The sequence below is a fragment of the Microbacterium sp. 71-23 genome (genome assembly GCF_001897265.1).
Taxonomy (GTDB): domain Bacteria; phylum Actinomycetota; class Actinomycetes; order Actinomycetales; family Microbacteriaceae; genus Microbacterium; species Microbacterium ginsengisoli.
Genome location: NZ_MKSL01000012.1, coordinates 62,909 through 83,423 on the forward strand (window position 1 = coordinate 62,909; position 20,515 = coordinate 83,423).

General features: G+C 65.8%; 24 protein-coding genes. 8 read left to right on the forward strand and 16 right to left on the reverse strand.

All coding sequences use genetic code 11. The annotated features are described in order from the left end of the window. From BGO15_RS04535 to BGO15_RS04565, 7 genes are all read right to left on the reverse strand, one after another. A partial coding sequence (locus BGO15_RS04535; RefSeq protein ID WP_286747402.1) for a DUF7666 domain-containing protein occupies nt 1–463 on the reverse strand: 463 nt, incomplete at its 3' end. After that, nucleotides 460–612 carry a hypothetical protein gene (locus BGO15_RS04540; RefSeq protein WP_156454774.1) on the reverse strand — a complete coding sequence of 51 codons (153 nt, stop codon included), beginning with the start codon at nt 610–612 and terminating at the stop codon, nt 460–462. The genes BGO15_RS04540 and BGO15_RS04535, both read right to left, overlap by 4 nt. Before the next feature lie 97 nt (nt 613–709). Continuing rightward, the gene (locus tag BGO15_RS04545) at nt 710–1,291 is read right to left on the reverse strand and encodes a hypothetical protein (protein ID WP_056519249.1); all 582 of its coding nucleotides are present in this window, start codon (nt 1,289–1,291) and stop codon (nt 710–712) included. Continuing rightward, nucleotides 1,288–1,440 (reverse strand): hypothetical protein, encoded by a 153-nt coding sequence (locus tag BGO15_RS04550; RefSeq protein ID WP_156454773.1) that lies wholly within the window; start codon nt 1,438–1,440, stop codon nt 1,288–1,290. Before BGO15_RS04550 ends, BGO15_RS04545 begins: the two co-directional genes overlap by 4 nt. Next, nucleotides 1,440–1,799 (reverse strand): hypothetical protein, encoded by a 360-nt coding sequence (locus BGO15_RS04555; RefSeq protein WP_156454772.1) that lies wholly within the window; start codon nt 1,797–1,799, stop codon nt 1,440–1,442. The genes BGO15_RS04550 and BGO15_RS04555 overlap by 1 nt, the downstream gene beginning before the upstream one ends. 63 nt (nt 1,800–1,862) lie before the next feature. Continuing rightward, nucleotides 1,863–2,108, reverse strand: a complete 246-nt coding sequence (locus BGO15_RS04560; protein ID WP_056519241.1) for a hypothetical protein — start codon at nt 2,106–2,108, stop codon at nt 1,863–1,865. Continuing rightward, a complete protein-coding gene (locus BGO15_RS04565; protein WP_056206606.1) occupies nt 2,108–2,341 on the reverse strand; it encodes a helix-turn-helix domain-containing protein in 234 nt (77 codons plus the stop codon). Before BGO15_RS04565 ends, BGO15_RS04560 begins: the two co-directional genes overlap by 1 nt. A 95-nt stretch (nt 2,342–2,436) precedes the next feature. Between BGO15_RS04565 and BGO15_RS04570 the strand changes: the two genes are divergently transcribed. Then, nucleotides 2,437–2,667 (forward strand): helix-turn-helix domain-containing protein, encoded by a 231-nt coding sequence (locus BGO15_RS04570; RefSeq protein ID WP_268768733.1) that lies wholly within the window; start codon nt 2,437–2,439, stop codon nt 2,665–2,667. A gap of 206 nt (nt 2,668–2,873) precedes the next feature. Here the strand turns inward: BGO15_RS04570 and BGO15_RS04575 are convergent, their stop codons facing one another. After that, nucleotides 2,874–3,668: a hypothetical protein gene (locus BGO15_RS04575; RefSeq protein ID WP_156454770.1), complete on the reverse strand. Its 795-nt coding sequence runs from the start codon at nt 3,666–3,668 to the stop codon at nt 2,874–2,876. Nucleotides 3,669–4,702: 1,034 nt separating this feature from the next. Between BGO15_RS04575 and BGO15_RS04580 the strand changes: the two genes are divergently transcribed. Together BGO15_RS04580 and BGO15_RS04585 are read left to right on the forward strand one after the other, a co-directional pair. Next, nucleotides 4,703–5,707: a hypothetical protein gene (locus BGO15_RS04580; protein WP_156454769.1), complete on the forward strand. Its 1,005-nt coding sequence runs from the start codon at nt 4,703–4,705 to the stop codon at nt 5,705–5,707. Nucleotides 5,708–5,733: 26 nt separating this feature from the next. Beyond that, the gene (locus tag BGO15_RS04585; RefSeq protein ID WP_156454768.1) at nt 5,734–6,222 is read left to right on the forward strand and encodes a hypothetical protein; all 489 of its coding nucleotides are present in this window, start codon (nt 5,734–5,736) and stop codon (nt 6,220–6,222) included. Nucleotides 6,223–6,272: 50 nt separating this feature from the next. On the opposite strand, the gene BGO15_RS04590 is transcribed toward BGO15_RS04585, so the two are convergent. Continuing rightward, entirely contained in the window at nt 6,273–6,962 is a 690-nt protein-coding gene (locus BGO15_RS04590) for a hypothetical protein (protein WP_156454767.1), read from the reverse strand. 41 nt (nt 6,963–7,003) lie between these two features. Continuing rightward, nucleotides 7,004–8,890, reverse strand: coding sequence for a DUF7380 domain-containing protein (locus BGO15_RS04595; protein ID WP_056519237.1), 1,887 nt, complete (start codon nt 8,888–8,890; stop codon nt 7,004–7,006). Nucleotides 8,891–9,156: 266 nt separating this feature from the next. Between BGO15_RS04595 and tcmP the strand changes: the two genes are divergently transcribed. Then, nucleotides 9,157–10,383 (forward strand): three-Cys-motif partner protein TcmP, encoded by a 1,227-nt coding sequence (tcmP, locus tag BGO15_RS04600; protein ID WP_273189460.1) that lies wholly within the window; start codon nt 9,157–9,159, stop codon nt 10,381–10,383. On the opposite strand, the gene BGO15_RS04605 is transcribed toward tcmP, so the two are convergent. After that, nucleotides 10,337–11,092: a DUF5131 family protein gene (locus tag BGO15_RS04605; protein ID WP_056519451.1), complete on the reverse strand. Its 756-nt coding sequence runs from the start codon at nt 11,090–11,092 to the stop codon at nt 10,337–10,339. The two genes, tcmP and BGO15_RS04605, sit on opposite strands and share 47 nt — an antisense overlap. Nucleotides 11,093–11,641: 549 nt before the next feature. Next, nucleotides 11,642–12,922, reverse strand: coding sequence for a PucR family transcriptional regulator (locus BGO15_RS04610; protein ID WP_056519031.1), 1,281 nt, complete (start codon nt 12,920–12,922; stop codon nt 11,642–11,644). A 152-nt stretch (nt 12,923–13,074) separates the two neighbouring features. Between BGO15_RS04610 and BGO15_RS04615 the strand changes: the two genes are divergently transcribed. Both BGO15_RS04615 and BGO15_RS04620 read left to right on the forward strand, forming a co-directional pair. Continuing rightward, entirely contained in the window at nt 13,075–13,680 is a 606-nt protein-coding gene (locus tag BGO15_RS04615) for a DUF1269 domain-containing protein (protein WP_056208030.1), read from the forward strand. 347 nt (nt 13,681–14,027) lie between these two features. Then, a complete protein-coding gene (locus tag BGO15_RS04620) occupies nt 14,028–14,468 on the forward strand; it encodes an Hsp20/alpha crystallin family protein (RefSeq protein WP_045247147.1) in 441 nt (146 codons plus the stop codon). Between the two features lie 81 nt (nt 14,469–14,549). Here BGO15_RS04620 and BGO15_RS04625 read toward each other — a convergent pair whose 3' ends face one another. Beyond that, complete coding sequence (locus tag BGO15_RS04625) at nt 14,550–15,299, reverse strand: ABC transporter permease (RefSeq protein WP_235557401.1); 750 nt, start codon at nt 15,297–15,299, stop codon at nt 14,550–14,552. 77 nt (nt 15,300–15,376) lie between these two features. Here BGO15_RS04625 and BGO15_RS04630 point away from each other — a divergent pair, with 77 nt between their 5' ends. Together BGO15_RS04630 and BGO15_RS04635 are read left to right on the forward strand one after the other, a co-directional pair. Continuing rightward, entirely contained in the window at nt 15,377–15,973 is a 597-nt protein-coding gene (locus tag BGO15_RS04630) for a DedA family protein (protein WP_045247149.1), read from the forward strand. Further along, the gene (locus tag BGO15_RS04635; protein ID WP_045247150.1) at nt 15,970–16,755 is read left to right on the forward strand and encodes a COG4705 family protein; all 786 of its coding nucleotides are present in this window, start codon (nt 15,970–15,972) and stop codon (nt 16,753–16,755) included. Before BGO15_RS04630 ends, BGO15_RS04635 begins: the two co-directional genes overlap by 4 nt. 42 nt (nt 16,756–16,797) lie before the next feature. Here the strand turns inward: BGO15_RS04635 and BGO15_RS04640 are convergent, their stop codons facing one another. From BGO15_RS04640 to BGO15_RS04650, 3 genes are all read right to left on the reverse strand, one after another. Then, nucleotides 16,798–17,841 (reverse strand): ABC transporter ATP-binding protein, encoded by a 1,044-nt coding sequence (locus BGO15_RS04640; RefSeq protein WP_056208039.1) that lies wholly within the window; start codon nt 17,839–17,841, stop codon nt 16,798–16,800. After that, on the reverse strand, nt 17,838–19,298 hold the full coding sequence (locus tag BGO15_RS04645; RefSeq protein ID WP_082483142.1) for an ABC transporter permease: 1,461 nt from the start codon (nt 19,296–19,298) through the stop codon (nt 17,838–17,840). Before BGO15_RS04645 ends, BGO15_RS04640 begins: the two co-directional genes overlap by 4 nt. A gap of 109 nt (nt 19,299–19,407) precedes the next feature. Then, nucleotides 19,408–20,457 carry an iron ABC transporter substrate-binding protein gene (locus BGO15_RS04650; protein ID WP_056208044.1) on the reverse strand — a complete coding sequence of 350 codons (1,050 nt, stop codon included), beginning with the start codon at nt 20,455–20,457 and terminating at the stop codon, nt 19,408–19,410. Nucleotides 20,458–20,515 lie beyond the last annotated feature (58 nt).

The window sequence follows — 20,515 nt, forward strand, 5'->3', positions numbered from 1 at the left end:
CCGCACCGTAGCGCCCGGACGCCGTCGCCGCACCGTAGTCCCCGGACGCCGTCGCCGCACCGGAGTACCCGGACACCGTCGCCGCACCGTGCTCGATGTCAGTGCCGACCTGAGTGCGCGCCTCCGTCGACGAAGCGCCGTCGACCTTCTTCGAGTTCTTGAAGACGAACTCGATCTGCGCCTTGATCAACGCGGGCAACTCGATCCGCGCACCGATGCGGATCGTCTTGCCCGCGACCTTAGAGTCCTCCGAGTGGGTCTGCACGTCTTCGAGTTCGACCTGGTGGTAGACGGACTTGTTCGGCGGGTAGTAGCGGAGAACATCCAGCGGCATCGTCACCGCGTGGAACCCGGAGCTGCACACGCGGACCGGCCCGTCGTGCGTGAACGACTTCCCTTCCGCGAACTGGAATCCGCGGCAAGTCAGGTCGGGGTTGAACCCCTTGATGGCGGGGATGGTCATCGTTGTGCCTTTCGTCTGGTGGTCGCGCGGGCGAGTCCCGCAGCGATGAAGAGGAGGAGAGTGATCAGGTCGAGGCCGTTGAGGGGGCGGTCGCCGATCGCGAATGGAAGAAGGAGCATCCCGGCCAGCAGGAGGATCAGTGAGGTCATCGGTGGTCCCTCTCGTCCTGGCGAAGGTCGAGGACCCAGGCGCTCACCACGAGGACGGTGACGAACACGCTGATCCCGATGAACGGGGCGATATCGGTCACAGCGGGTCACCGCCCATCCGGTCGTAGAGGCGGTTCTCCTCGAAGTCGACCTCGAGGCTGTCGAAGATCTCCCAGAGGAGGTCGGGCCACGTGTTCGGGCGGCGGGCGTCTTCGATGTCGAGGTCGGGTTCCGTGTCGTGCCGGTCCCGGTACGAGTCCCACGCGTTGGTGATCGCGGTGGAGATCTGCTGATCCGTGCGGGTCAGGCCTGCGGCGGTGAGTCGGTCGTGGATGTCCTCCACCCGCGCCTGGTAGGGAAGGGCCGGACCGATCCGCCACACGCTCGCGTGGACGCCGTCTTGCTTCACCCTTCCGGCCTTGTGGACGCGTCCGTCGCGTTCGAGCTCGCTGCGGGCCGAGCGGACACGGGAGTCCGAGAACCGTTGCCCGGTGCGGCGGATCTCGACGACGATCTGCTTGTCGGTCAGGGCGATCCCGAACTCGAGCACAGCGAGCACCGCGGCCTGGGAGGCGGCGACGGACGTCGTGGACGCGTCCGCGGCTTCGTGGGACTCGACCGGGTCGAACAGGCGCGCACGCGGGCTGTCGCCGGCCATCACGATCTGCGGGACGCTCACCGGGTCACCACCGCGAGCATCGCCACCGCGAGCGCCAGGCCGAGCATGTAGGGGGCGACCTTCTGTGCGGCCGCGTCCACGCGGGTCGCGAGGACCGCGCGCGCCCGCGCCTTGTCGGTGCGGCGTGCGGGCATCTTGGCGGCATCCATCACGCGACCTCCACCGCCTCGAACGCCTCTGTCACACCCGACGGGCGCATCAGAGTCCGCACCGGCTCGACGATGTAGAAGACCTTGAACTCGACCGCACCGAACTCGCGAGCCGCAGAGACGTGCACGAACCCGGTCGGGGCGGTCCACGACTCGACCGGAACACCGAGGTTCAACGCCCACGCGGCCACCGCGTCCACCGACTCCACCGGCACGACGAGCGGCACGGGCACAGCCGGGTACTGCATCAGCGGGTTCCCGTCCGGGAACGTCGCCACCACGCTCGCGAGATCCCGCAAGCCCTCCGCGATGTCCACGACATCGAAGGCCTCACGGCCTAGAATCTGTTCCTGAGCCACCTGTATGGCTCCTCTCTTGTGAGGCCCGCCGGGTACCAGCCGGCGGGTTTCTGCTTTCTGGGGTCAGACCGCGCGCATCAGATCGCGGATGCGCTTCGTGCGAGCGTGCGATTCCGACCGGGTCGGGTCGCTCGGCTCGTGATGCGTCATCGCGCGCACGCGTTCGACGTCGTCGGCGGACATCCGGCGGATCCTCGGGCTGAACTTCGAGTGCGGCCAGCGGCCCGCGTAGACGTTCTCGCGGACGATCTCGTACGGCACGCCCAGCGCCACCGCGACCTCTTGGAGGGTCAGCAGGGCCTCGCTCATCACGCGACCGCGGAGAGGAATGCCTGCGGCGTGAACGTCGACGGGGGCACGTCGATCGCCTGAGCGATGCGGAGAAGTTCGCCGAACGTGAACTCGGTGTGGCCGTTGATCTTGCGGTTGAAGGTCGTCTGAGGGATGCCGGCTGCGGAGGCAACTGCCGCCTTCTTGCGACCGGATCGAAGGATGCTGGCGGCGACCTTGTCCGCGAGCTCCTGAGCTGGTGAGTGATCCATGCAGCAAATCTAGTTGCCCAAATGGATCACGTCAAGTTGGCTTCGTGCCCTATTCGGATTTTCAAATGATCCAATATGGCGATAATGTGAGCCACATGGACAAATATGTGGAGGCGGCAGCCGCTGAGCTTCGTGCCGCGCAGGCGAGAGCTCGAATGTCTGACGTCGCCCTCGCCGCCGCCGCGGGAATCCCGGCCGTCACTCTTCGCCGCTACCTCAAGGGAGAGCGTGACGCGCCGCTGTCTGTGCTCTTCAAGATCGCGGATGCCCTAGGCGTCTCGGCGGGTGGGCTTCTCGATGACGCGATGAAGCACGTCAAGGATTAGTGACGGAGGGACCCCCAGCTTGATCGCCAACTCGAGAGCCTGCCCTGCCGTCATCCCCGTTACCCCCCGTTTATCGAACATGTGTTCGAACATAGGTGGTACGCCTGACATTCGGCAAGTCATCCATGCTCCGTACGTCACGCCTCAGTGTTCGACAACTACAAGACCGCAGCGCTCGAGCAGATCACGCGGTGCCGTGCGAGCCTCTAACTCAGCAGTGTTGACGCTGTCAACGATTGCCGCTTTTCGTCCGATTCCGTTGGCATTGTTGGGGCTGAGAACCCGCGGAATCTCGGCACATATCCGTCGCCGTGTCCGTCTTGGGAGGGTTCAAATCCCTCCGTCTCCGCCAAAAGTGTCTTATGCGAACCCCGCGAAAACGATAGTTTCCGCGGGGTTTTCGTTTGCCCCACACTCTTGGTCATCTGAGCGCTCAGAAGCACCGCAGAAGGGCTCCAGCGCCGTTCTGGGCGTGTTCCCCACTCCGTGGCAGGTACCAACCGTCCGTCAGGTCCATCGGGTGACACGGTCTCGCCGGTCTGCTGGGGGACCGGCACCACTACCTTGTCCCGCTCTTCCACCGTCACCGTCTCATCCCTCGACAGGATGCCCGCGAAGATGTCTTGCACTTCAGCCTCTTCGACCGAGCCGTCCTCTGCGATGAACATCTTCTTGAAGAGACCTTGGTTCACGAGGCGTCGTTCTGCGTCAGTAGCGGTTGCATACTGCTCGCGGCACAACCGTGCGACATTGAGGGCTCGTTCGAGTTGCTCATCGGTCTGTTTGAGGGTTCGGGCAGCCGTCGCCGTCTGTTTCCCGGCAGCTTCCAGTTCCCGTGTCGTTCGTTCCATCTCTGTCTTGAGCACGTCGACGGGGACAGCTCCGGCGTAGTGCGCCTTCATCAGGACGGCTTGTTCGTCTTTGACAGCCCGGACGCGACGACGGGCCTCGTCAAGGGTGAATTCGGCGTCGGCTTGGCTGTTCGCTGCCTCAGACTTCACCGCTGCTCGAATGGCGAGAATCTGCTCCTCCGAGAAGTGGAGGCGGTGGTAGAAGTCCTCGACACCCCGATCGACGTTCTCGACCCGAACTTAGGGACGGGTGCAGGGAGCTAGTTTCGCCACCCGCCCGAGGCATCGGTAATACCGGTAGAGCTTCCCGTGCCGATTGACGTGCTCGCTGTAGACCAGACGGTTGCCGCATCCTCCGCAGTAAACGGTGCCCTTGACGTAATGAGGGTGCTCGCGATCGTTCCTCACGCCCCCTTGTGGCATCGGAACACTGCTGCTCGTTCGTCGGCTGCATCGAAAGCGCGTCTAGCGATCTAGTGCGAAGGAGCTGGCTCCCACAGTGGGGTCGGCTCCTTCGCGTTCGGTGCGACCGCATGAATCGGGTCTCGGCGCGCGAAGTTGGTCCTTTATCTACACGTGTTGTGCAATTGCCGGGCGAAAGTACCCAACCGCATCTTGGTAATGCTCTCGCCTTAGGATGCACGGGCCATACTCCTGGAGAACGGTGACCCTCAGTGAATCTGTGCGACTTCGTATGTAGTCATTTCGGAGACAAGCGATGGTCGCGGGCTCCCAGATCGAGAACGCCCTCGCTCATTGGTTACGCATAGCGGAAACACCAATTTGACGGAGTGGAAACTGAACTTCCACTATTAGCGGCCACGCCTTCAGGCTTCGCACCGAACGGTGATGACGTAGTCGACGCTAGTGCCAAGGCTGGCCATGTCCGTGAGTATCCGCTGGAGCTGGCGACGCCCAGCCGTCCTGGCAGGCTGGCCAGCATCAATGTACTCGCCCACAACGGCAGGCATCTCACGGACTCCTTCCGAGATGATCATCGCCTCAACATTGGTATCGGGGAAAACGGGTTCAGGCGTCCCCAATTTGTCCCCCGATCTACCTACATCAAAGGTCTCGAATTGCGGATAGCGTCATCTCGATCGCTCCGGGGGGAGCGGCGCAAGGGGGGGGGGGTTATGCGTCATTCCGTACTCGCGAGGGCTAACCAATGGACGATGCTCGTCTTGGCGATCGTCTTGGCGCTCGTGACAGGTGCTTTGGCGCCTTCCGCAGCTCGGGCAGACGACACGGCTGACGCTGATCAGGTCGCTGCATCAGCCAGTACCGCAGCTGAAGCGGCCGGCGCGGCAGTCGACTCGGTTCCGATCACGTCGACAGCCGACGGGTATGCCGCACCGGCGGAAGGCGTGGTCGTTCCGTCCGATGCTGCGGCATCAATCCAGATAAACACGTCACTACCCGATCCGATCACGTTGTCCACGCCGGAGGAGGTTGATGTCGCCTCCGGAGTGATCGCGAGTGACGGCAGTGTGTCATACGTGGGACACGACGGAGGGCCCTCGCTGTCGATCACGGTGGGCGATGGCGTTCTGCAGCAGAGCGTTGTCATCCCGGACGCTTCGTCGCCCAGCCAGTACACCTTTCAGATCGATCCTCGACTGACACCCGAGCTGGAATCGGATGGTTCAGTATCGCTACGTTCTTCTCTGGCACGACTCGATCCCACGGGGCAGTCGACTGACACCACTGAATATACGGTCGGCAGTATTGCGTCGGCGTGGGCTCGTGATGCAAACGGAAACGAGGTTCCAACGCGTTACGAGGTGGACGGAAGCAAGCTGATTCAGTTCGTCGACCTCTCGGCGGTTCAAGCCTTCCCGGTGACCGCAGATCCTTCAATTTCGCTGTGCTTCATCTGGGGCTGGTACCCAGCGACGTGCCAGAAGTTCACGAAGACGGAGACCAAGCGACTGGCGACCTCGCTTGCAAGTGCGGGCCTGGGTACATCTAGCACCACCGCAGCGGCATTGATATGCGGGTACGTACCCACCGTGGCAGGAAAGGCGGTCTGCGCGAGTGCGATGGGATTCGTCGGCAGTCTGATCTTCCCTCGCATTCAGAGCGCCGCGTCAGGCGGAAATTGCATCCAGCAGAATATTCCGATCATCGCGATAACTGGACTCAACGTGTTCATGGTGAACTCCATGTGGATCGTTGTCCGATGCTAGTAGCCGGAGAATGAAGGGAGTCACTCATGCCCGTATTTGAAATGGAAGCTACCGAGCCCATCCTGGACCCGACAATCGCCGTTTCGACGAGGGGACAAGTGCTCTACGTTGGCGGCTCCATAGTCGCGGCGATTGCCCTGTCGAGCATCGGCATCCTTCCCTATCCTGTAACCATCGCTCTCGGGGTGGCCGGGATCACTCTGCGGGGGCTTGTTGGTGCCGCGAATAGGCGGGCAGTCGCAAGGTCGCAGACCATCCCCGCCCCTTCCAGAGCGACGACGTTGGCTCTCTGGTTTGCAACAGTAGGTCCACTCGCAGCCGCGCTTGGCTTCCAAATCTCGAGGGATCTCGCAGGTCAGATATTCTCTGAGGCAATTGCAATAGTGCTGGCAGTTGACGCATTCCTGCGGGCTGAGCGGGGCAAATCCACGCTCTCGCGTCGACTCGCCGTGCTGGAGTTCGGGATCTTTGTCGCGCTCGTCGTGTCGGCACTCTTTGCAATGGCAACGCGCTAGCGACGCCTTTTGACGCACGTCAGCACAGCGAAGACGCCGAGCCTACATAGTCACGGGGTCGCCTCCGCTGACGCTTGATAGGCAGGCCCCGCACTTGCTTGTTGGTGGGACATTCGGATCGCAGTTTCAACTTCCCGAGGCCACTTTTCTTGACTGAGCATGACCCGAACATCGGGAGGGCGGTTCACATAGTCGTATCCGATCACACAGAGGATGCCGAGACCGGTGTCCGCGAGATCGATGATGAAAAGATCTGTGAGGGTAAGAAGCTTTTTGGCTAGTTCGGTGAGTGGCTCCACGAACTCACGTCGGTCAGAGTACGCGAACGGGTTTGGGGCGTGGAGCACTGTGCTTACGTCACCGAAAGCCCGTCCCCAATCTTTCTCCCTCAGGTAGCCGTGTTCAACGTCGACGTAATCCGTGCCGACGACCTCAACTGGATGGGGCCAATAGGAGGGATTGAGGTCGCGCACGCGTTTCCGCGCATCCGAGATTGATGCCCGCGCTAAAGCCGACTCGACTTGCTCCGACAGAGGCCTGTGCGTGACGAAGCTCAAAAGTACAATGGACTCGAGAGTCATTCGAAGGTCTAGCGCCACCTGCTCGATCGTGTCTCGCCGCAGTCCTTCCGCGAACGTGTCCATCACTCGGAGCATGCGCCGCTTGATCTCGGCGAGCGTGCGGTGGATGCGATGAAAATCATCGATCGTTGGTGCTACATCTCCGAGCTGGGAATCCACGTATAGGACCCTACTGACGACCGAAGGTCATCGGACAGGGTCTATTCTTCGTCTTTATCTGAGGGGCTGACGTCTTCTGGTGCCGTGTTGGCTGCGGGCACGTGGCTTCGGTTCCAGAACTGCAGGAAGACGATCCGGAGCGCGAGCCACCACGTGTAGAGCGATTCCGCTCCTTCGGCGGTCCCGTCGGTGAGCAAACCGTGGGCGACTTCGTTGCGGAGGTTGGGGCCGGTGGCATCGAAGTAAAGGACTCGAAGTTCGTAGGCAAGATCGGCGCCAAAAATCTCGTGAACGTTGTCGCTCTCAAGCAAGCTTGACAGTCCCTTCTCGTTCTCGATGCCTTCCTCGGTTCGCGCCGTCGTGGGTACGCCTGCGTTCTGCAGGTGGTGACGAACGAAGTGCTCGATCTGAAGCGTGAGGAGTTGAGCGGCGGTTGAGAAGTCTCCGGTGTAGCCGTAATACAGCCCACGCGCGAACTGTCTGACGTGATCGAGTGGCACGGTCGAAGATCCAGCCGTGATGGCGATGAAGTCGCCGACGGACAGGTGATGTTCGTTCGTCAGCGTCTCGAAGGCAGGCCAGAGCCGCCCTGCTGCAACCAGCTGGATACGGAGGACATGCGCCTGAACCATTTGCCGCCAGACCGCTGGGTCAACCCCGAACACCGGGGCGCCACCTGAGCCGTCCGACCGCTTCACGACCCGGCCGTCTGCTGAGTAGGTTGTCAGCGAGAACAGGGCTGCGAAGGGATGTCGCTTCAGGCGTTCTTCTGCGTCGGCTCGATCTTTCTCGAACGACGCGAAGTCTTCGATCAGCGCAAACATGAGCAGCGCCTTGTCGGGCTTGTGTCCCGCGACCTGCTTGCTCGCTGCCTGTGCAGCCTCGCTCAGGTCCACCGGGTCGGACTCGTACCGGTGCATACTGCCCAGTCCGGCCACGCCTACCTCACGAATCCGGCGGGGCAACATAGAAGCTGTGTCACCGAGCCCAAGCTTGTCGCGATCGGCGCGAGGGATCTTCCGAAGGTCGCGAAGCGCGCGCTCCAGCAGATAGCCGGCACGGGCCAAGTTCCCGTCCTTCTCGCTTGCGAGCGCTTCTGCCTCCGCGATGTAGGACCGAATGACCGTCGCGTATGCCGCTCCGCGGGCGTCCATGTCGCCGTCGGCACCGAACCAGTCCCCGGCGGCCTCGTAGTAAATCCGTGCCTTGTCTGCGTCATCGGCAAACGAATCTCCGATGTCGTGGAGGCGGCGAGCGATGTCGTTTGCTCGTGAACGGCCGAGGCCGTGCTTCGCAAGAGCGTCCGCCAATTGTGCTTGAAAGTAGTCCTCAATCGGCTCATCGAGGAGGTTGCGTAGGAGTTCGTTCTCGAAACTTGCAAGCTCGGTGCTTGTGGACTTACCGAAGCGCTTCGCCGTCTCTATCGCGCGGTGCCACATGTCGCGTTCACCAAACCACCGCTCCGCAGCGATACCAACGCGGAGCAAGTCAGTGAGGTGGGCGTGGATGTGATCCATACGGGCACGACCACTGACGCGGATGGCCAGGACGTCGTGGACGCGAGCGCGAAGGAGGTCGTGAGGCACATGTTCTACGACGTCCTCGAGCACGGATACGCTCTTATCGGTCAGGTCACTGGGCACGAACGTCCGGCCCTCTCCGGATTGATACATCGGGCCGTAGCCACGGTTCCAGTCATCTGGAACGACGTAGAGCGAGGCGATGGCGCTCAGTGCCTCCAAGGCCTCGTTGGCTTGCGTATCTCCTTCGGATTCTGCTGCCTCGCGCAGGGGGAATGTAAGCAGAGTGACGCCGTTGCGTTCGGCCTCGAAAGATTCAAGCAGTGCTGGCGACTTGAACAATAGGTCCCAGTCGGGCCGAGCCGCTTCGTTGTCGTTCGACTGATCGTCCTTCGCGCTTCTCTGCATCCTGCCATCATCCCTCTTGGATTCACATAGTCGTATTTATGTTCTATTGCCCAGTGATTCCGCGTCCGTCCTCATCGTCAAGCTCTGCTGCGCGATGCTGGCCAGCGAGGTCACGCTCGGACCGCAAGTCGACGGTGCGCCGCCAGCGCGTCTCTACTCTCGTGGGCGAGCACTGACGCTACGATCAACGCCTCATCACTCTCGCAGCTGGTACGTCTGTAATGCAGGGGGCGCTCGCGGCGTGAGGAACGCCGGTTGGGGGCGGAGTGACAGCTAACGAGGACTTCTTTCAAGGACGCAAACCCGCTGCGGTTCTCAAACACGCGGTCCTTGAGGGCTATCTGTCAGTGTTTGCGACGATGACGGGTTCGACGGGGTCAGGGACCGTATGGGCTATAGACGCGTACGCCGGACCTGGCATCTATGCCGCGATCGGTGACGAGCCCGCGGCCGCAGGGTCACCCCAGATCGTATGTGACCTCGCAAATCGCTTGTCGGCCAGGGTGTGTCTACGTGGGGTCTTCATCGAGCGCAAACCCACGTACGCAGATCAGCTTCGCACCGTGGTCGGTGATGGCGGTGAGCACGTAGTGTTCAACGGTGACGCGGCGGATTTCCTCCCTGAGGCCATTCGAGCCGCGGGCTCTGATCCAGTGCTTTTGTTTCTCGATCCTTTCGGTGTCTCCCTGCCCCGCGATCTGTTGATCGAAACGGTCACCGGAAGGCCGCGAGGGGCGACAACAGAAGTTCTTTTGAACTTCAATGTTGAAGCGGTATCTCGGATCGGAGGCATCCTCATGTCCCCCAGGACGCAGCCGCATGACGTGAAGACGCTCCGCCGCGCAGACGAATTCCTCGGTGGTGACTGGTGGCGAGACGCTTTCATTGCGGCCCGTCGCTCAAACGACACGGCAAGTGCGACGGCGGCAGCTCAGGAAGTTTCGCGGATCTACCAGCAAACCGTTTTTGATCGGACAGGTTTGCGGGCAGTGCATGTGCCAATTCGGCGACGCACATCCGCCCAGCCGCTCTTCTTTCTGACACTGTTCACGAGATACCCCAAAGCGCCCTATATCTTTATCGACGTTGCGTCTTCGGCCAACCAGAAGTGGCGGGAATTCAATCGACGACTGGCGCTGAGCGAGGATCTCGATAGGTACTCTGGCAGCTTGATTCCGGCGGACATGGCTGGGTCGTGGTCCGAGGCGGATCATCGTGATACGGAGGCGCGCCTGGAGGAGGAATGGGTGCGCGAGATCAAGAGAAACATCGTCGCTCTGCTGCAAGAGCGCGGGTCTCTCGTTGTCGCTACGAGCATTGCTGAAATTTACGGCTCAACGATCACGCTTGCACGCGAGAAGCATCTGCACCGTGCATGGGACCAACTATCGGCGGAGCGTGTGGTTCTGCCGCGCGTGACGAAGCCAAAGACGCGCGATCAGACCATCAGGCCGTTTGCCGGTCCGACGGCAGAGGCATCTCGCTCCAGATAACCCCGTCGAGGGTTCGGCCGCCCGCCTTCGGAGTGCGGCCGCCCCACTGCTTGTGGAAGAACGGCACATGAGACCGCTCGCAGTTGTCGCGAATCTCGCGGACCCAATCTGGATCGAGCGGTCGAGCCCCAGGGCCGGACTCTCCGCCGGTAATCACCCAGTCGATCCCATTGAGGTCCAGATTCTTGAGTGGTCCGATGAGCGGTTCGCACGACAAGAACCGAACGGCAGCAGGTACTGATCGCAGATGGTCGACCCGGTACAGATGGTCTTCGTTCTCGACGCTGACCCCCATCCACAGGTTTGACGGCCAGTCCAGCTTGTCGGCGACTCGGGGTAGCCGGGACGATCGCTTCGTGAGCACTTGGTAGGTGTGCTGCGGTGTGTCTCTGATGACATCGAAGACACGGTGAACGAAGTCGAGCGGTACGCGCGCGTGGAACAAGTCGCTCATCGAGTTGACGAATACGACTCGGCGCCCACCCCAGGTGTATGGCTGAACTAGGGCTGACTCATGCAGGGTGATCCCGAACCCGGGTCCCGATGTCAGAGGGTTCCCGTCGTTCTGGTACTTCTCCGCGCCCATGGCCTTCAACCGCTTCGCGAGCGTGAGGGCGTAACAGTGGTCGCAGCCCGGCGATACGCGGTCGCACCCCGTGGTCGGGTTCCAGGTGACCTCGGTCCACTCGATGCCTGTCTTCCTTGGCATGTCGGTACGACCTTTCCGTTACGAGATCTGCGTTACGTGATATTCGTAGTGTATGGACACGGAGCCATCCCGGGAAGCACTGCGGCGCGTGTCACGTGCCGCCTTCGGGCAGAGTCATCGGTTGGAACTCATGCTTGAGATCGCTGACCTTGCAGATGGAATCTTCACGTTGACGCAGGTATCCAAGGCACTCGGCGTAACGATGAGCAGTCTTCAGAACGCACGCGACGCCTTGCTTGAGGTCGAGCTGATCTCGCGACTGCCCCAAACGGACTCTCGGTTCCAATACTTGGTTCGCAACGACAGTCCTGCGTGGCACTGGGCGCGCGACCTAGCGCAAATTGCGAGTCGCGCAGAACTCGGTCGCCCGGTCTCGTAGCGCAGCGAACACGCGGCACCGTTGGCTAATTGAGGGGCTGTTCACGCGAAGCCATCCATTCGAGGAGGCGCTTAATCTCCCATGAAGGGTTCGAAAGCCACCGCGTCGGGTCCGTCAGAAACCCCCGGATGTCCGGGGGTTTTCGCGTTGTCCGTGAGTTCTCGAGTGCGTCAGGAGTCGGCCTGCGCGCGGGCCGCGATGAACGCCTCGGAGGCGCGCACCTCGAGCGCGGCCTGGGTGGCCGTGGTGCGCTCGATGAGACGATGACCCATCAGCCGCTCGGCCTTCTCGAGCCTGCTGACCAGCGTGTTCCGATGGATGAACAGGCGGTCGGCGGCGGGTGCGATGCGCATGCGTGTGTCGAAGAACACTCGTACGGTCTCGCGCAGCTCGGCCATCTCGTCCGTGTCTGCCGACAGGTCTTGCAGCACTGTCTCGGCGAACCACATCGCCCGTTCCGGGTCCTGCAGCAGGAGCGCCCGCAGGGCGACGTCGCGGTAGAGCGCGCCGCGGCGCCGATGCTCGCCCCGACTCACCGCGAGCGCCGCGAGTGACTCGAGATGGCTTCTCCGGAAACCCGCGCGACCCGGATGGGCTTCGCCGATGCCGACGAGCAGTGTGTCGTCGAATCGCAGGGCATCGAGGGATTCCACGCGCACCGGGCCGTCTGTCGTGACCCAGAGCCAGACCTCGCCAGACCCTGTCGCGTGCCGCACCGAGCGCGTGGTGCCGACCGCGCGCTGCACGGCATCGGCGACCGCGTCCACCGCGCGCGGGGTCATCGTCGCTCCGGGCGGCGCGCCGATCGTGCTCGCCAGATGCCAGCTCTCGACCGGAACCCCCAGCACGGATGAGGCCACCTGGTCGTCGACCGCTTCTCCGGCGACGAGGGAGCGCACCATCGCCCGCCGGCGTGCGTGTTCCGACTGGAACGCACGGCGCCGCTCCGCATCGATTGCCGAGATGAACGCACCCACCCACCCGTCGACGGTCTGGGTCACGACGCGGGTGAGTGCGGGGACCTCGGCCGCCCCTCCGAGTTCGACCGCCCGAGAGACGAGGGCGTCGAGCCACGCATGCTGCATCATGCGCATCGTGTCGACGACTCGCCCCAGCGGAATGTCGCGGGCGACGATGTCGTCGGCGAACGCGCGCTCTGCCAGGCGCTCGTCGGGGGTGGTCGGTTCCGATGCGAGGCACCGCTCGATCGCCTCGGCGAGCACGTGCTCGGCGAGGGCGCGCATGTGGGGCCACGGTGCGAGTGCGTCCGCATCGGGCCGCGCTCTCAGTACACCGAGCGTGTGGTCCACGGTCGCGACCACCCAGCGCACCGGCCCCTCGCCGAGTGCGGCATGCAGGCGTTCCAGCTCGTCGTCGGGCAGTGAGGCGGCCGTCGTGGGGGCGCCGTCGAGCGTGCACACGAACTCGCGCAGCCGACCCGGGGAGGACATGCGGTCAGCCTAGGCGCACCGTGCACTCTGCACAGAGAGTGCTGTGAAGAGTGGTCGAAGCGACCGATGAGCGGCGACGCGAACACCGCGATCGTGGTGGTCATGCGGGACAACCGCCCGCGAACATCCCCCGTGATCAGGAGGTCACCGTCATGCCCGAATCGAACATCATCGCCGTCACCTTCGACGACCGCTCGAACGCCTTCCAGGCGCTCAGCGAGCTGAAGGGCGCAGGCATGGAAGGCCGCGTCGACGTCGCCGCCGCGGCCGTCGTCACCCGCGACGCCGACGGGCGCATCTCGATGCCCGACGGCGTCGACAACAACGGCGCCGTGGGCACCTGGGGCGGCAGCCTCGTGGGACTCCTGATCGGCGTGATCGGCGGACCCATCGGCATGCTGCTCGGCTGGACGGGCGGGCTGCTCGTGGGCGGCGCCTTCGATCTGCGGCGCGTCGACCGCTCGGCGGGCGCGCTCGAGCAGATCAGCAGTGCCATCCCGATCGGCGGCACCGCCCTCGTCGCCGAGGTCACCGAGTACGCCCGTGAGGTCGTCGACGGTGAGATGGCGAAGCTCGACGGCGTCGTCATCCGGCGCCCGCGCGAGGAGGTGCTCGACGAGATGGAGGCCGCCGAGGAGGCCTACCGTGAAGCCGAGAAGGAGGCGCGGCGTCACGCGCGTGAGCAGCGCAAGGCCGAGCGCAAGGCCGATGCGGCGGAGCGCACCGCGGCGCTGAAGGAGAAGCTCGGCGCCAGTTGATCCGCCATGCGAAGAGGGCTGCCGGTGCAGGAGCGCCGGCAGCCCTTCGCCGCGCGTTCGGCGGGCGGGCCGGGCGGAAGTAGGGTCTTCGGTCCGCCGATGGGCGTGGCATCCTTCGGCGAGCCGGCCTGCTCCGGGGGACTGTGCACAATGCGCAGTCGTGGGCTCCGGACCGCGATAGAGCGGTCCCTCCCCGGGATCTCCCCATTTCGCCGTCGGTGAACTCCGCCGCCTTCGCTGGCACTCTCACTGCCCGAGTGCTAATCTCGCACTAGTTGAGCCAATCAGACTCAACTTTCGCAGACCCGGGTGGATGCTGCATCCGCCCCGCTCACACAGGAGAACCCATGGCGACCTACGACCTGCTCCGCGACCTGGAGCGCTTCGCGACCACGACTCTCGACCAGACCCGCCGTGGTCCGCGCCAGATGCCGATGGACGTCTACCGCGACGGCGACCACTACGTGCTCACCGCCGACCTCCCGGGCGTCGACCCGGGTTCGATCGACGTCGACGTCGACGGACAGCTGCTCACCATCCGCGCCGAGCGCACCCTGCCCAGCGGCGAGGGCGTCAGCTGGATCACCCGCGAGCGGGAAGCCGGCGCCTACCTGCGCCAGCTGCAGCTCGGGCGTGGCATCGACACGGAGACCATCTCGGCGAGCTACCGCGACGGCGTGTTGAGTGTGACCCTGCCCGTCAGCGAGAAGGCGAAGCCGCGCAAGGTGGCCGTGGCCGGCGCCGCCGAGGCGGTCACCGTGACCGAGGGCGCGACTCCCGCCGCCTGACCCATCGACCGCGCCGACCCGCGCACAGACGGAGCGCCCCTGGCCCGAGTACGGGCCGGGGGCGTTCGCGCATTCCCGCAGCTAGCGCAGGTCGGCGGGTTTCACCCGCACCGGTCCCATCCAGAGCGCGACGAGCACGGATGTGACCGCCCCGGCCGCCATGATGGCCGCGAGCACGACGATCTGGAACCGGCCCGCCTCCAGCGGCGAGATCCCCCCGAAGATCGCGCCGACGAAGGCGCCCGGCAGCACGACGAGACCGGTCGTCTTGGTCTGGTCGATCGAGGGGATGAGGGCATCGCGCACGGCCTGCCGCGCCAGCGCCAGGGTCGACTGCCGGGGCCGCGCGCCGAGGGCGAGCCACCCCTCCACCTCGTCCCAGTGGTCGACGATTCCGCGGGTGAACATGCGGCCGGTGAGGGTCGCGATGCTCATGGCGTTGCCGATGACGATCGCGCCGATCGCCAGCGCGTAGCGTGCGGTCAGCTCGAGCGCACCGGTCGCGAACACGATCGTCGTCGCGAACACGACCCCCGACACGATGGATGTCGTCATCATCGCCGCGTGGCGCCGCGACCATCCGATGCGTCCGGTCGCCACCGACGCCGCGATCACGAACATCGCGACGAGGGTCAGTGCGATCAGCCTCGCGTCGGTGATGAGTCCGGTCAGCAGCACGCTGATCACCGCGAGCTGCACCGCGCCGCGCACGATCGCCAGCAGCGGCGACCACAGGCCCGGCACGCGGAAGGCGGCGAGCACGACCGTCGTGACGGCCGCGAGCACCCCGACACCGACGAGCGAGGGGAGCAGGTCGGTCGGCGGATTCACAGCGCGAGCGTAGCCCCGCGGCATCCTGACGCCCGAATCTCGGCGCATTCTTTGAATCGCACCGCCAGGATGGGCGCGTGAACATCATCGACAGTCTCGGAAGCCTCGGTCCCCTCGCCCTCGTGCTCGTCGCCGTCATCGTCTTCATCGAGAACGGTCTGTTCTTCCCCTTCCTGCCCGGCGACAGCCTCCTGTTCGCCGCGGCGATCCTCGCGGTGCCGCTGAACACCTCCTGGGTGCTGATCGCGGCGATCGCCGCGGTCGCCGCGATCGTCGGCGCCGAGCTGTCGTTCTGGATCGGTCGTCGCTACGGGCGGCGCCTCTTCCGTCCCGGGGCGCGGCTGTTCAAGCCTGAGTACCTCGCCGAAGCTCACGGCTTCTTCGAGCGCTACGGGGTGGGCGCGATCATCCTGGCCCGTTTCGTGCCGATCGTGCGCACCTACATCTCGCCCGCGGCGGGCGTCTCCGACATGCCGCGTGCCCGCTTCTCGATGTGGAACGCGATCGGCGCCGTGATCTGGGCGGGCATTCTCGGGCTCGCCGGCGCCCTGCTCGGCGGGGTTCCGTGGGTCGCCAACAACATCGAGTGGATCAGCATCGCGATCGTGCTCGTGACCGTCGCGCCGGTCGTCATCGGGGCGCTCGTGAAGCGCTCGAAGGCCAAGCGCGCATGAGCGCGACGACTTCGGATGCCGCGCCCTCGCGCGTGCCCGATCCGACGCCGTCGTTCTGGGTGGCCAAAGCCGCGTCGACGGCGCTGGGCGAGGCGCTGTCGGACTTCTCGATCCGGGTGCTGCCGCCGGTGGTCGCCGTGCTGATCGCGTTCGTGCTGTTCTGCGCGGCACTGGCGCTGCAGTTCACGCGCCGGCGCTACGTGCCCGAGGTCTACTGGTTCGCCGTCGCGATGGTGGGCGTCTTCGGCACGATGGCCGCCGATGTCGCTCACGTCGTCGTGGGCCTTCCGTATGCGGTGTCGGCGACGCTCTACGCGGTGTTCCTCGCGGCCGTCTTCCTCGTCTGGTGGCGGGTGGAGCGCACCCTGTCGGTGCACGCGATCACCACGACCCGGCGCGAGGCGTTCTACTGGGCGGCCGTCATCGGCACCTTCGCCCTCGGCACGGCGGTCGGCGACTTCGCCGCGGTGACCCTGGGACTCGGCTACGCTCCGTCGATCCTCGTGTTCGCGGTGCTCATCCTCGTTCCGGCACTCGGCTACCGCTTCCTGCGCTTCGGCGCCGTGTTCGCGTTCTGGTTCGCCTACGTGCTCACCCGTCCGCTCGGCGCCTCGGTCGCCGACTGGCTCGGCAAGCCCGTCGACGAGGGAGGGGTAGGCGTCGGCAGCGGCTGGGTGTCGCTCGGATTCGCGTTGGTCATGGTGATCGTCGTCGCGATCATCCGTCAGCGGCGCAGCGTGGCGGGCACGGCCCCGGTCGCCGCATCCGACCTCGGTCTGTGACCGGCGCGGCAGCCGCGCGGCATCGATCCGGCCGCTGAGCGCTCAGGCCGCGTAGAGCACGCCCGCGCCGTCCACCACGACGCCGACGGTGTCGCCCACGGCGGGAAGGTCGACGCCGAACACGCGCAGCGGCACCCGCGCCTCGGTGCCGTCGTCGCACACGACCGTGACGAGGGCGGTGCCACCGGTCTCGACGACGTCGAGCACGCGCATGGCGGGGGCCGTGGCATCCGTCGTCAGTCGAAGCTGCTCGGGACGCACCATGACGACGAGAGCGGATGCTGCGCCTGCCGCGTCCGTACGCACCGGCACGAGGCCGAGCGGGCATCGGGCCGACCCCGCCTCGCGTGTCGCGGGCAGCAGCACGGTGTCGCCGAGCAGGCGCGCGACCTGCGGCGTGGCCGGCGCCGCGTAGACCTCGGCGCAGCTTCCCGCCTGCTGGAGGCGTCCGCCGTCGAGCACCGCGATCGCGTCGCCGAAGGCGAGCGCTTCGGCGGGATCATGGGTGACGAGCACCGTCGTCACGCCGGCGCGGTCGAGGGCATCGACGACCTGCGTGCGCACCTGGGCGCGCAGCGCCGTGTCGAGGGCGCTGAAGGGCTCGTCGAGCAGCAGCACGCGCGGGTGGGGCGCGAGTGCGCGGGCGAGCGAGACACGCTGCTGCTGGCCGCCGGAGATCTCGTGCGGATAGCGCTCGAGCAGGTCGGGCTCGATGCCGGCGAGAGCGGATGCCGCGGCGACCGCGTCACCCCGGGCGCCACGCGCGACCCCGCCGAGGCCGAAGGCGATGTTTGCTCGCGCGGTCAGGTGGGGGAAGAGGGCGCCGTCCTGCGCGACGTAGCCGACCCGGCGGCGGTGCGACGCGACCTGACGCTCGGCGGAGGCGACCAGATCATCGCCGAGTCGGATCTCGCCGCGGGTGATGCGCTCGAAGCCGGCGATCGCCCGAAGGAGCGTCGTCTTGCCACTGCCCGAGGGGCCGACGACGGCGAGACGCTCTCCGTCCGCGAGCCGCAGCGAGACGTCGTGCAGCACGGGGTGTCCGCCCAGGGTCACCGACACCTGGGCGAGGTCGAGGGAGGTCATGCGGTCTTCTTCCGGCGGGCGTCGGCGAGGAGCAGTGCGACGCTCGGCACCGACAGGGCGATCAGCAGGATCGCATATGGTGCGGCCGATGCGAAGTCGGCGTTGATCGTCGCCGACCAGAACTGGGTCGCGAGCGTGCTGGTGCCGGCCGGGGCGAGCAGCAGGGTCGCCGTGAGCTCGTTCGCGCAGCCGAGGCCGGTGAGTGCGAGAGCCGCGCCGAACGACGAGAGCATGAGCGGCGCGGTGACCGTCAGCTTCGCGCCGAGCGAGCTGCGCCCGAGAGAGCGCGCGGCCTCTTCGAGCCCGCGCGGCACCTGGGCGAGGCCGGTGCGCAAGCTCACCAGCGCCCGCGGCAGGAACACGATGACGTAGGCCGAGATCACCGTGACCGGCGTCTGGTAGACGGCCGGAAGCACCCGCAGGGTGACCGTCACGAGCGCGAGGGCGACGATGATCGTCGGCAGGCTGCTCGCGAGGTACATCGCGCCTTCGATCACGCGGGACATGCGGCCCGGGTACCGCACCGCGAGCCACGCGCCGGGCAGGGCGATGATGGTCGCCGCGATCGCGCCGCCCGCCGAGAGCATCAGGGTCTGCCCGAGGGTGGAGAGCAGGTCGCCGGCCGCCCAGGCCTCCGGGCGCAGGGCCCAGCGCACGAGGCTCACGCCCGGCACACCGACAGCGAGTGCGAGCACGAGGGTCAGTGCCAGGGCCACGGGCACCGCGCGCCACCCGAGTCGGTGCGGCACGGCGGGGCGCGGCGCACCGCGGCCGATGCGTGCGTAGCGCGCGGAGCCGCGTGCCGACGCCTCGCCGACGAGCAGCACGAGGCACAGCAGCGCGAGCACCACGCCGAGTGCGTTGGCGGCAGGACCCGCGAACGTCGACTGGAACTGGCTGACGATCGCGGTGGTGAAGGTGTCGAACCGCAGCAGTGCGAAGGCGCCGTACTCGGCGAGCAGGTGCAGCCCGACGACCAGTCCGCCGCCGAGGATCGCGATGCGCAGCTGGGGGAGGGCCACGCGCAGGAAGGTGCGCACGGGGCCGTGCCCGAGCGCGCGGGCGGACTCCTCGAGCGCCGGGTCGAGCCGCCGTAGGGCGGCGAGGGCGGGGAGGTAGACGAGGGGATAGTACGCGCCGACCGCGACGAGGAGCCCTCCCGACAGTCCGCCGAGGGAGGGCACCGCCGACACCCATCCGTAGCTGCTGACGAAAGCGGGCATCGCGAGCGGAGCAGCGAGCGCGATGGCCCAGACGCGCCTCCCCGGGAGGGCGGTGCGCTCGACGACCCATGCGGCGAGCACCCCGACGGCCACGCACAGCGGAACCCCCACCACGACCAGGCCGATCGTGTTCAGCAGCAGCTCGCCGACCCGCGGCCGGAAGATGAGCGGCGCCAGCTGCGCCCAGCCCTCATCGATCGCGACCCAGGCGACGAAGCCGACGGGCACGAGCATGAGCGCGGCGACCACGAGCGTGAGCACGACCAGCGGCGCCGGGGCTCGACGAGCCCGGCGCCGGAGGGTCGCGCCGCCGATCGGGGCGCTCGCAGCGAGAGCGGTCAGATCAGATCAGCCCCGCCGCGGTCATGAGGTCGGAGACCTGCGAGCTGTTGAGGGTTGAGGGGTCGATCGCCGGCGGCTGCAGCGTGTCGAGCGCCGGCAGCGCCGGGTTGGAGGCGACGCCGCTGCCGATCGCGTACTCGAAGCTGGTGCCGTCGCGCAGCACCTGCTGGCCCGCGGCGGAGGTGATGAACGCGATGAACGCCTGTGCCGCCTGCTGGTGGGTGCTGGACTTCAGCACGCCACCGCCCGAGATGCTGACGAAGGCGCCCGGGTCCTGGTTCGTGAAGTAGGCCAGCTTCGTGTTGTTGCTGTTCTCCTTCGTCTTCGACTGATCGATGAACCAGTAGTAGTGGTAGATGATGCCGAGCGGCACCTGGCCGGAGTTGACGGCCTTCATGACGGTCGAGTTGCCCTTGTAGGCGACGGAGTTCTGCTTCATCGCGTCGAGCCAGGCGGTCGTCGCATCGACGCCCTTCTGCTGCAGGATCGCGGACACGATCGCCTGGAAATCGGCCCCGGTGGGGGATGCCGCCCACTTGCCCTTCCACTCCGGCTTCTCGAGGTCCATGATCGACGTCGGCAGCTGGTCGGCGGAGATGAGCGACGGGTTGTAGACCATCACCGTCGAGCGGGCGGCGATGCCGGTCCAGTCGCCGCTGGCGGGGCGGTAGGCGGCCGGAACGTTGTCGAGGGTCGAGGCATCGATCGGGGCGAAGAGCCCGGCCTTCTCGACGAGCGACATCGCCGGCGAGTTCTCCGTGAGGAAGACGTCGGCGGGCGATGCGGCGCCCTCTTGCACGATCTGGTTGCCGAGCTCGGAGTCGTCCCCGTTGCGAAGGACGACCTTCACACCGGTCTGCTTCGTGAACGCGTCGGCCCATGCCTGGGTGAGTTCTTCGTGTTGTGCGTTGTAGACCGTGATGGTCTGGCCGGAGATGTCGCCGGATGCGCTCGCGCTGGGCGACGACGAGGACGAGCACGCGGCGAGGCTGACGGCGACGGCGAGAACGGCGGATGCCGCGGCGAGACGGCGTGCGGTACGGCGGGGCATGACGGGAACCTTCGGTCGATGGGAGGTAAGGCTTACCTGACTTGGGCCTCGTGAATAG

Excerpts from the sequence above, each read along its gene's own strand:
- BGO15_RS04540 (WP_156454774.1), bottom strand. The coding sequence starts at position 612 with ATGACCTCACTGATCCTCCTGCTGGCCGGGATGCTCCTTCTTCCATTC.
- BGO15_RS04550 (WP_156454773.1), bottom strand. The coding sequence starts at position 1,440 with ATGGATGCCGCCAAGATGCCCGCACGCCGCACCGACAAGGCGCGGGCG.
- BGO15_RS04560 (WP_056519241.1), bottom strand. The coding sequence starts at position 2,108 with ATGAGCGAGGCCCTGCTGACCCTCCAAGAGGTCGCGGTGGCGCTGGGC.
- BGO15_RS04565 (WP_056206606.1), bottom strand. The coding sequence starts at position 2,341 with ATGGATCACTCACCAGCTCAGGAGCTCGCGGACAAGGTCGCCGCCAGC.
- BGO15_RS04570 (WP_268768733.1), top strand. The coding sequence starts at position 2,437 with ATGGACAAATATGTGGAGGCGGCAGCCGCTGAGCTTCGTGCCGCGCAG.
- BGO15_RS04585 (WP_156454768.1), top strand. The coding sequence starts at position 5,734 with ATGCCCGTATTTGAAATGGAAGCTACCGAGCCCATCCTGGACCCGACA.
- BGO15_RS04595 (WP_056519237.1), bottom strand. The coding sequence starts at position 8,890 with ATGCAGAGAAGCGCGAAGGACGATCAGTCGAACGACAACGAAGCGGCT.
- BGO15_RS04605 (WP_056519451.1), bottom strand. The coding sequence starts at position 11,092 with ATGCCAAGGAAGACAGGCATCGAGTGGACCGAGGTCACCTGGAACCCG.
- BGO15_RS04610 (WP_056519031.1), bottom strand. The coding sequence starts at position 12,922 with ATGTCCTCCCCGGGTCGGCTGCGCGAGTTCGTGTGCACGCTCGACGGC.
- BGO15_RS04615 (WP_056208030.1), top strand. The coding sequence starts at position 13,075 with ATGCCCGAATCGAACATCATCGCCGTCACCTTCGACGACCGCTCGAAC.
- BGO15_RS04620 (WP_045247147.1), top strand. The coding sequence starts at position 14,028 with ATGGCGACCTACGACCTGCTCCGCGACCTGGAGCGCTTCGCGACCACG.
- BGO15_RS04635 (WP_045247150.1), top strand. The coding sequence starts at position 15,970 with ATGAGCGCGACGACTTCGGATGCCGCGCCCTCGCGCGTGCCCGATCCG.
- BGO15_RS04640 (WP_056208039.1), bottom strand. The coding sequence starts at position 17,841 with ATGACCTCCCTCGACCTCGCCCAGGTGTCGGTGACCCTGGGCGGACAC.
- BGO15_RS04645 (WP_082483142.1), bottom strand. The coding sequence starts at position 19,298 with ATGCTCGTGCCCGTCGGCTTCGTCGCCTGGGTCGCGATCGATGAGGGC.
- BGO15_RS04650 (WP_056208044.1), bottom strand. The coding sequence starts at position 20,457 with ATGCCCCGCCGTACCGCACGCCGTCTCGCCGCGGCATCCGCCGTTCTC.